Annotated in this window: 10 protein-coding genes; 2 read left to right on the plus strand and 8 right to left on the minus strand. The window is 75.2% G+C overall.

Annotated elements, in window-relative coordinates:
- Positions 1–97: 97 nt before the first annotated feature.
- The 3 genes from DMH08_RS36745 to DMH08_RS36755 form a co-directional block, all read right to left on the minus strand.
- Positions 98–2260, minus strand: a complete 2163-nt coding sequence (locus DMH08_RS36745; protein ID WP_125620798.1) for a glycoside hydrolase family 3 C-terminal domain-containing protein — start codon at positions 2258–2260, stop codon at positions 98–100.
- Positions 2260–2826 carry a carboxymuconolactone decarboxylase family protein gene (locus DMH08_RS36750; RefSeq protein WP_125620800.1) on the minus strand — a complete coding sequence of 189 codons (567 nt, stop codon included), beginning with the start codon at positions 2824–2826 and terminating at the stop codon, positions 2260–2262. The genes DMH08_RS36745 and DMH08_RS36750 overlap by 1 nt, the downstream gene beginning before the upstream one ends.
- 114 nt (positions 2827–2940) lie before the next feature.
- A complete protein-coding gene (locus tag DMH08_RS36755; protein ID WP_026405756.1) occupies positions 2941–3993 on the minus strand; it encodes a polyprenyl synthetase family protein in 1053 nt (350 codons plus the stop codon).
- A 170-nt stretch (positions 3994–4163) separates the two neighbouring features.
- Here DMH08_RS36755 and metF point away from each other — a divergent pair, with 170 nt between their 5' ends.
- Complete coding sequence (gene metF, locus DMH08_RS36760) at positions 4164–5114, plus strand: methylenetetrahydrofolate reductase [NAD(P)H] (RefSeq protein WP_125620802.1); 951 nt, start codon at positions 4164–4166, stop codon at positions 5112–5114.
- On the opposite strand, the gene DMH08_RS36765 is transcribed toward metF, so the two are convergent.
- From DMH08_RS36765 to DMH08_RS36785, 5 genes are read right to left on the minus strand one after another with little or no spacing between them, the layout of a single operon-like run.
- Positions 5060–5653 (minus strand): GNAT family N-acetyltransferase, encoded by a 594-nt coding sequence (locus DMH08_RS36765; RefSeq protein ID WP_233618031.1) that lies wholly within the window; start codon positions 5651–5653, stop codon positions 5060–5062. The two genes, metF and DMH08_RS36765, sit on opposite strands and share 55 nt — an antisense overlap.
- Before the next feature lie 10 nt (positions 5654–5663).
- Positions 5664–5996, minus strand: coding sequence for a hypothetical protein (locus DMH08_RS36770; protein WP_026405758.1), 333 nt, complete (start codon positions 5994–5996; stop codon positions 5664–5666).
- Complete coding sequence (locus DMH08_RS36775) at positions 5993–6874, minus strand: hypothetical protein (protein WP_125620804.1); 882 nt, start codon at positions 6872–6874, stop codon at positions 5993–5995. Before DMH08_RS36775 ends, DMH08_RS36770 begins: the two co-directional genes overlap by 4 nt.
- Before the next feature lie 54 nt (positions 6875–6928).
- Positions 6929–7282 (minus strand): arsenate reductase family protein, encoded by a 354-nt coding sequence (locus DMH08_RS36780; protein ID WP_026405760.1) that lies wholly within the window; start codon positions 7280–7282, stop codon positions 6929–6931.
- The gene (locus DMH08_RS36785) at positions 7282–7746 is read right to left on the minus strand and encodes a YbaK/EbsC family protein (RefSeq protein ID WP_026405761.1); all 465 of its coding nucleotides are present in this window, start codon (positions 7744–7746) and stop codon (positions 7282–7284) included. The genes DMH08_RS36780 and DMH08_RS36785 overlap by 1 nt, the downstream gene beginning before the upstream one ends.
- Before the next feature lie 232 nt (positions 7747–7978).
- Here DMH08_RS36785 and DMH08_RS36790 point away from each other — a divergent pair, with 232 nt between their 5' ends.
- Positions 7979–8467 (plus strand): SAV_6107 family HEPN domain-containing protein, encoded by a 489-nt coding sequence (locus DMH08_RS36790; protein ID WP_026405762.1) that lies wholly within the window; start codon positions 7979–7981, stop codon positions 8465–8467.
- The last annotated feature ends 56 nt before the right edge of the window (positions 8468–8523 follow it).

Genomic DNA, 8523 nt, shown 5'->3' on the forward strand with positions numbered 1-8523 from the left:
GGGGACACGGGGACTCCGGGGGGAACGGATGTGGAGGGTCCTTATTTGTACCGTGTGACCGTCCTGTCCTGCAGGTGAACGCGGATCTTCCCGCGGGTCACCGGCACTGCCCGAACGAGCCCCGCTGCGCGACGTCCCGGGACGACGCGCCGACCATCACCGTGTAGCAGCCGTCCGCGACCTTCCACCGCTTCGCCTCGACGTTCCAGTAGGACAGGTCGCGCTCGGTCAGCGGGAAGGCGACGGTCGTGCTCTGCCCCGGCCGGAGCGTCACCTTCGTGAAGCCCTTGAGCTGCTTGGGCGGCTGCGGGACGTCCACGCCGGGGGAGGGCAGGCCGAGGTACATCTGCGGGACGGCCACGCCCGTGCGGCTCCCCGTGTTCGTGACCGTGACCTGTACTTCCTTGGGTCCGACCTTCAAGCCGCTGTAGCGGAACGTCGTGTACGACAGGCCGTGCCCGAACGGGTACTTGGGCGCGATGTTCTTCGCGTCGTAGTGCCGGTAGCCGACCATGACGCCCTCGGAGAACGCGACGGTCTTGTTCACGCCCGGGTACTGCGCCGGGTTCCCGGCCGCGGGCGCGTGCGCCTCCTCGGCGGGGAACGTGACCGGCAGGCGCCCGCCCGGGTCGACGTCCCCGTACAGGACGCGGGCCAGCGCGTCCCCGCCCTCCTGCCCCGGGTACCAGCTCTCGACGACCGCCGCGACGTCGTCCGCCCACGGGGTGAGGACGGGCCCGCCCGTCTGCAGCACCACGATCGTGTTCCGGTTCGCCGCCGCGACCGCCGAGATCAGCCCGTCCTGGTCGCCGCGCAGCGGCTCGCCGCACCGCAGCGTGAGGCACGACTTGTCGAAGAACTCGCCCTGGCTGTCGGTGACGAACACGACCGCGACGTCCGCGCCGCGGGCCGCGTCGGCCGCGGCGGCGCGGTCGTCGCCGTCCCGGTAGGTGATCGAGACGCCCGCGCCGGCGCGCCGCGCCAGGCCCTCCTGCGCGCTGACGGACGCGAACGGCACCACCTTGGCCGACCCGAACCCGGACTGGCTCTCCTTCGCGGCCCGCCCGATCAGCGCGATCTTCTTCGGCGCTCCCAGGGGGAGGACGCCGTCGTTCTTCAGCAGCGTGACGCCGTTCTCGGCGATCGTCCGGGCCGCGGTCTCGCTCGCCGTCCGGTCGACGCGGGCGAGGTCGTTCGGGTACGCGGGCCGGTCGAAGACGCCGAACTCGAACATCGTCCGCAGGACGTTGCGGGTGTGCCCGTCGATGGTCGCCTGGGTGACCTTGTTCTGCGCGCGCGCCGCCTTCAGCATGAACGCGTTGTAGCGGAGGCCGACCGGCAGTTCCATGTCGAGCCCGCCGTTGGCGGCCTCGGCGGTGTCGCGGACGGCGGTGTGGTCGGACATGACCATCCCGTCGAAGCCCCACTCCGCCCTCAGGATCCCGTTCAGGACGCCCCCGTCGTGGCACGCCCAGCGGCCGTTCAGCTTCCCGAACCCGCACATGACGGTCGCGGCGCCGCCCTCCGTCACGGCGGCCTCGAACGGCGGCAGGTAGATCTCGCGGAGCGTGCGCGGGTCCACGGACATGGACAGCTCGAGGCGGTCGGTCTCCTGGGCGTAGACGGCCAGGTGCTTCACCGAGGCCATCACGCCCTGCCCCTGCGCGCCCTCGATCCAGGACGCGCCGAGCCGCGCCGACAGGTACGGGTCCTCGCCGAACCCCTCGAACGTCCGGCCGTTGAGCGGCGTGCGCAGCACGTCCACGGTCGGGCCGAAGATGACGTCGTTGCCGCGGTGCCGCGCCTCCCACCCGACCGTCGTCCCGTACAGGTGCGCGGCCCGCCGGTCGAACGTCGCGGCGAGCGCGATCGGCGCGGGCAGCGCGGTCGCCTCGCCCTGCCGGACGCCCGCCGGGCCGTCGGCCATGTACAGCGGCGGGACCCCTAGCCGCTCGATCCCGTTGTTGGTGTCGGCGTGCGCCCAGTCGAAGAACCCGCCGAGCGGGCCGCCGAGCGGGTCGTCGGACGCCAGCAGCGCGATCTTCTCGTCGTCGGTCAGCTCCGCCAGCAGCAGCCCGGCGCGCCGGTCCGCGCTCAGCGCGGTGTCGCACCACGGCCGGACGGCCGGGTCGCCGCAGCGGCCCGCCGCGGCCAGCGCCCCGTCCGTCCGGGCGGGGACGACCGCGAGCGCGAGCGCGCAGGCGAGCGCGCCGGCCGCGGGCAGCCACCGCCCGGCCCGCGTCCCGCCGGTCCGGAGCATCAGCCCTCCCCGCCCGCGTGACCGGCGCCGGTGTCCTCGTTCTGGACGCGCAAGGCGTTCAGCGTGAAGGCGACCATGTGGTAGTGGCCGATGAGCATCACCAGCTCGATCAGCTCGCGCTCCCCGAAGCGGGTCGCCAGCTCCGTCCAGGTCGCGTCCGTCACCGTGCCGCGCTCGTGCAGCTCGTCCGCGGCGGCCAGCACCATCCGGTCGTCGTCTGACCACGGGTGGTCGTCGGGGTCGCGGCGGAGCGCGGCGACCTCGTCCCCGGTCAGCCCCGCGTCCAGCGCGAGCCCGCGGTGGTGCGCCCACTCGTACTCGCAGGACCGGTGGTGCGCCGTCCGCAGGATCGCCAGCTCGCGGTCGCGGCCGGACAGCAGGCCGTTCATCAGCAGCGCCGAGCCGAAGCCGATCCAGGACTGGAACAGCGACGGGTGCCGGGCCAGCGTCGTGAAGACGTTCAGCGGCCCGGTCGCGGCGGTGACGGCCTGGAGCGCGTCGTCCCACTGCTCCGGAGGCAGCGGGGCGATGCGCGGAACGCGGTTCCCGGGGATGTCGGCGCACATGGCGACATTTCTGCCACCAAACGGTGGGACAGTGCTAGAGCGTTCCGATCATTTGGCCGGATCGTGCCACTTTTCGCGATCCGGGCGCGGATCCCCGCGGCGTCGGGTGCGGTGTCAGGTGCGGCGGGAGGTCGCCGCGACGGCCAGCCCGGCGAGCGCCTCGCGCGCCTCCTCGGTGATCGGCGCCGCGCGGAGCGCCCGCTCGGCCTCGTCGAGGTACCGCTCGATCATCTCCTCGCAGGCCGCGAGCCCGCCGGTCTCCTCGATGATCTGGCGGAGCTCGTCCACCCCCGGCCGGTCCAGCTCCGGGTCGCCGAGGCGCCGCTCGAGCGCCGCCGCCCGCGCCGCGTCCGCCCGCTCCAGGGTCAGCGCGACGAGCACCGTCCGCTTGCCCTCGCGCAGGTCGTCGCCCGCGGGCTTGCCCGTCTCCGCCGGGTCGCCGAACACGCCGAGGACGTCGTCGCGGAGCTGGAACGCGATGCCGAGCGGCAGCCCGTACCCGGTCAGCGCGGCGGACACGTCCGGGCGGCCCCCGGCCAGCGCCGCGCCCAGGTGCAGCGGCCGCTCGATCGTGTACTTGGCGCTCTTGTACTCGACCACCCGCAGGGCCGTGGCGACGGTCGCCGCGCCGCGCGTCCCCTCCAGCATGTCGAGGTACTGGCCGCACATGACCTCGGTGCGCATCAGGTCGTACACGGCCCGGCCGCGCCGCCTGCGCTCGCCGTCCAGCCCGCACGCCTCGTACATCTCCGCCGACCAGGCCAGGCACAGGTCGCCGAGCAGGATCGCGGTGCCCTCCCCGAACGCCGCCGCGTCGCCCGGCCAGCCCTGCGCGCCGTGCAGCGCCTCGAACCGGCGGTGCACCGACGGCTGCCCGCGCCGCGTGTCGCTGGAGTCCATGACGTCGTCGTGGATCAGCGCGCTGGCCTGCAGCAGCTCCAGGGACGCCGCCGCGTCCACGATGCCCGCGTCCCCGCCGCCGCCCGCGGCCCGCCACCCCCAGTAGCAGAACGCCGGGCGCAGCCGCTTCCCGCCCCGCAGCAGCGAGTCCAGCGCCCCGAGCAGCGGCGACAGGTCGTCGCTGATGGCGAGCAGGCCGGGGCGCTGCCGGTCGACGAACGCGAGCAGCGCCTCGTCGACCCGCTTGCGGATGCGGCTCGTCGACATGTCGTGATCGTATCCAGGGGAAGGCATGCAACCGCCCGTCAGTAGCGCGAGATGTCCACCGATCTTAGGAAATCTCCGCCATTAAGTGACAACTGGGCGTAAACGTGCGGTCCAACCGGAACCCGCCCGGGCCCCCGGCCCGCCGCCGGCCCCTTCTGTACGCTGGTGGGATGCGATCCGTGCGCCCCGAACGGCCCCCCACAGTCCGCGAGCTGCTCGCCACCGGGGGAAGGTCCTTCTCCTTCGAGTTCTTCCCGCCCAAGAGCGAGAAGGGCGTGCGGACCCTCTGGCGTACGATCCGCGAGCTCGAGCCGCTGCGGCCCACGTTCGTCTCCGTCACCTACGGCGCCGGCGGCGGCACCCGCGACACCACCGTCGACATCGTCGAGCGGATCGCCACCGACACCACCCTCACCCCCGTCGCCCACTTCACCGCGGTGGACCACTCCCAGGCCGAGCTCCGCCACCTCATCGGACGGCTCGCCGCCGCGGGCGTCCGCAACATGCTCGCGCTGCGCGGCGACCCGCCCGGCGACCCGATGGGGGAGTGGGTCAAGCACCCCGACGGCGTCGAGTACGCCGCCGACCTCGTCCGGCTCATCCGCGCCACCGGCGACTTCAGCGTCGGCGTCGCCGCCTTCCCCTACAAGCACCCGCGCTCGCCCGACATCGAGAGCGACACCCGGTACTTCGTCGAGAAGTGCCGCGCCGGCGCCGACTACGCCATCACGCAGATGTTCTTCCGCGCCGAGGACTACTTCCGGCTGCGCGACCGCGTCGCCGCCGCGGGCGGCGACATCCCGATCATCCCCGGGATCATGCCGGTCACGCGGTTGAGCACCATCGAGCGGTCCGAGCAGCTGTCCGGCGCCCCGTTCCCGCCCGAGGTCAAGGCCCGCTTCGACGCCGTCGCCGACGACCCCGAGGCCGTCCGGCGGCTCGGCATCGAGCACGCCGCCGAACTGTGCCGCGAACTCCTCGACCAGGACGCCCCCGGCATCCACTTCATCACGTTCAACAAGTCGACGGCGACGCGCGAGGTGTACGGGCTGCTCGAGGCCGGCGGCTACTGCGGCGCCGCACCCGTGGCCAGCGGCAGCGTCCCGCCCATCACCGCGTAGCGGGGCCCGCCGCCCGGGAACTCGAAGTCGGTCAGCAGGTCCACCATGCCGACCGACCGGTAGAGCCGGCGGGCGGGGGTGTCCGGCCGCCGCTCCAGCGTCGACAGCACCACCGTCCGCTCCGGCCTGCCCTCGCACAGCGCCGCCAGCAGCGCCCGGCCGAGCCCCCGCCCCTGCGCGTCCGGGCGGACGTGCAGCTCCGCGACCTCGAAGGCGTCCGCGAGCCACGCCGCCGCGTGCTCCGGGCCGCCCCGCGCGGTGAGCGCCTCGAGCACCACGTCGTGCCACCACTGGCCGCGCTCGCCGTGGAACCCGTACGCCAGCCCGTGCAGCGGCCCCGGCAGGCGCACCGGCCCGCCCCGCCGCTCCGCCACGAACGCCCGGAAACCCGGGTACCGCGCGTGCCGCTCCAGAATCGTGCGCCGCCCCGGCAGCTGCTCGCGCGGCGGGTCCATCGCCGCCGCGTACACGTCCAGCAGCGGATCCAGCCTGCGCAGGAAGGCCCGTTCGTCGATCTCGCGCAGCTTCGCGTCCCTCACCCGCCCGAGCCTAGACCCGGGGGAGGGTCCTGGGTGTGGCCGACAGCCGGTCGTAGACGTCCCACAGGATCTGGTCCGCCGCCTGCCGCAGCCGCGCCCGCTCCGCGTCGAGGGCCGTCCCCCACCGGCGGGCCTCCGGGCCGAGCCACGCGTCCGTCCCGCCGAGGGTCTTCACGGGCGCGTCGAGCGCCTGCCGGAGCCGGTCGATCCCGCCGTAGGCGTCCGCGTACGCCCGGTAGAGCTCCCCGTACGCCGGGTTGGGGCGCTCCGTCGGCGCCAGCGCCCCCGCCGCCGCGCCCTCGATCGGCGGCGGCAGGCTCCCCGGCGGCGGCGGCGCGCTCATGAGGCCGGCCGCGACGTCGTCAGGTCCAGCTCGCGGACGGCCTCCCGCGTGCCCGCGCTCCAGTCGGCGCCCGCGATGACCCGCACGGCCACCGGGCGGACGTCCGCACGCCCGGCCTCGGCCAGGAACGCCCGCAGCCACCCGGCGTCCACGCGGACCCCGTTGCTCGCCATGCCCAGCGACTCCCGGACCACCCGCAGCCGCGCCTCGTCGCCCTCGGCCCCGGCGAGCAGCCGCGCGGCGCCCGCCGGGCCCAGCCGCTCGTACAGCCGCGCGGTGTAGTCGGGGTCGTCGGCGTCGGCCTTCAGCCGCGCCCACACCGCGGCCGGGACGGCCGCGTCGTCCGCGAACGCCGCCCGCAGGGCCCGCGCGTCCGCCTCCGCCGCCTTCTCCGCCGTCCGCCGGTCCGGGTGGCTCCCGATGTCGCCCGCGCCGCGCGAGGCCGGCCCGCCCGGGGCCGGCGTACCCGCCCGTCCCGCGCCCGGGGCCCGCGGGGCCTCCGCCACCGGGTCGCGGCGGGGCGGCGCGACCGGCGCCGCGGGCGCGCCGCCGGCGGCCTCCACCGGCGCCCGTCCCGTCTCCGGCGCCTGCGCGGGACCGGACGGCGGCCGCATCGACCCGCCGTCCGGGTGCGTCATCGCGTAGCCGTAGCGGCGCGACAGCATCCCGAGCTGGTTCCCGACCCACTGCGCGACCTCGTCGGCCTGCCGGTACCCCGCCGCGGACACACCGGCGGGCGGGCGGTGCCCGTTCAGCCAGCCCCGGATCGCGTTCTGCGCGTCCTGCATCTGCTTGATGAGCCGATCCAGCGCGGGCGGGTCGATCCCCCGGAAGTTCGGGTCGCGGGCGGCCGGGCCCGTGCGCATCTGCGCGGTCATCGGTCCTCCGGGGGTCACCGAACGTCGGGGTCGTCTCCCAGAATCACACCGTCGTCACAGGCTGTCGAGGGCTTTGCCGACAGCGGCCTCGTCGCGGGCGACGACGGCGGCGCCGTCCGTCACCACGATGGGCCGCTGGATGAGCACCGGGTTGGCGACCATGAGCTCGATCCACCGCGCCCGGTCGTGCTCCAGGTCCTTCAGCCCGAGCTCCTTCGCGACGGGCTCGTTCAGCCGCGCGACCTCCCACGGCTCCGCGCCGATCCGGGCGAGGACGGCGTCCAGCTCCTCGGCCGTCGGCGGCTCGTCCAGGTACCGCCGCTCGGTGTAGGCGACGCCCGCCTCGTCCAGCGCGGCCTTCGCGGCGCGGCTCTTGGAGCAGCGCGGGTTGTGCCAGATCTCCGTCATCACTCCACCTCCGCCGGGTCGCCCCCGGTGATCTTGAGCAGTTCCTCGTACGACGTCGGGAACACGGTGTGCGGGTGGCCGCCCGCCGCCCACACCCGCTCGTGCCCGTCCAGCCAGACGTCCACGAGCGTGCGGATCGGCGCCGGATGGCCCACCGGCGCCACGCCGCCGATCGGCTGGCCCGTCGCCTCCCGGACGAACTCGGGCGTCGCCCGCCGCACCGTCGCCGCGCCCGCGAGCGCGGCGACCTTCGCGGTGTCGACCCGGTGCGCCCCGCTCGTCAGCACCAGCAGCGGCGCGCCGTCCGCGTCGAACACCAGGCTGTTGGCGATGGCGCCGACCTCGCACCCCAGCTGCTCGGCCGCGGCCCGCGCCGTCCGCGCCGCCTCCGGCAGTTCGACGACCTCGCCCTCGACCCCGTGCTCGCGCAGCACGCGCGCGACGTGTTCGGCGTTCGGATGCATGCCCGCACCCTAACCGACCTGCGCACGCCGCTCCGTTCGAACACGTTGACGAATCGTCACGAGGGAGGTTTACTGTGAGTGCGTCGAACTTATGTTCGACGTGATGCGGGACTCGCGGCCCGTATCAGGGCGACGCCCCCGCCGGCGGCGATGTGCCGGCGGGGGCCGTGGGCCGGGCGGAGTGAGGGGAAGCTCTCCGCCCGGCCGGCCCGAGCCCCGGAAGGAGGCAGCCATGTCCGCAACGACGACCGCAGTCCACTCCGCCGCACTGTCCGGCCCGCCGAGCCCGCGGCGGCGTCCGAGGCCCGCGCCGCGCCCGGCGCACACCGCCGCCGGCCAGCTCCAGGCCGCCCGCACGGGCCTCGCCGAGGCCGCCGAGGCGACCACGCCCGCCGTCCGCTACGTCTGCGCCCACCTCGCCGCGCTGCGCGCCGCCGCCGCGGTGCTGGCCTCCCGCGACCCCGTGGAGACGCACCGCCGCGGCCGCCCCCGCAGCGTGTGGGTGCTGCTGCCCGAGGCCGAGCCCGCCCTGCGCGAGTGGGCCGCCTTCTTCGCCGCCGGCGCCGACAAGCGCGCCGCCGCCGAGGCCGGCCTGCCCCGCGCCGTCACCGTCCGCGAGGCCGAGGAACTCCTGCACGACGCCGAGATCTTCGTCTCCCTCGTCGAGGACTGCCTCGGCATCGCGGGCCAGACCGCGCTGCCGTTCACCGACGCCAACTGACCCCTCCCCGGGGCCCGTCCCACCTCCCCGGGACGGCCCCGGGGAGGGGTCAGTTG

The organism is Actinomadura sp. WAC 06369, assembly GCF_003947565.1.
Taxonomy (GTDB): domain Bacteria; phylum Actinomycetota; class Actinomycetes; order Streptosporangiales; family Streptosporangiaceae; genus Spirillospora; species Spirillospora rifamycini.

Excerpts from the sequence above, each read along its gene's own strand:
- DMH08_RS36790 (WP_026405762.1), top strand. The coding sequence starts at position 7,979 with ATGTCCGCAACGACGACCGCAGTCCACTCCGCCGCACTGTCCGGCCCG.
- DMH08_RS36770 (WP_026405758.1), bottom strand. The coding sequence starts at position 5,996 with ATGAGCGCGCCGCCGCCGCCGGGGAGCCTGCCGCCGCCGATCGAGGGC.
- metF (WP_125620802.1), top strand. The coding sequence starts at position 4,164 with ATGCGATCCGTGCGCCCCGAACGGCCCCCCACAGTCCGCGAGCTGCTC.
- DMH08_RS36755 (WP_026405756.1), bottom strand. The coding sequence starts at position 3,993 with ATGTCGACGAGCCGCATCCGCAAGCGGGTCGACGAGGCGCTGCTCGCG.
- DMH08_RS36750 (WP_125620800.1), bottom strand. The coding sequence starts at position 2,826 with ATGTGCGCCGACATCCCCGGGAACCGCGTTCCGCGCATCGCCCCGCTG.
- DMH08_RS36785 (WP_026405761.1), bottom strand. The coding sequence starts at position 7,746 with ATGCATCCGAACGCCGAACACGTCGCGCGCGTGCTGCGCGAGCACGGG.
- DMH08_RS36775 (WP_125620804.1), bottom strand. The coding sequence starts at position 6,874 with ATGACCGCGCAGATGCGCACGGGCCCGGCCGCCCGCGACCCGAACTTC.
- DMH08_RS36780 (WP_026405760.1), bottom strand. The coding sequence starts at position 7,282 with ATGACGGAGATCTGGCACAACCCGCGCTGCTCCAAGAGCCGCGCCGCG.
- DMH08_RS36745 (WP_125620798.1), bottom strand. The coding sequence starts at position 2,260 with ATGCTCCGGACCGGCGGGACGCGGGCCGGGCGGTGGCTGCCCGCGGCC.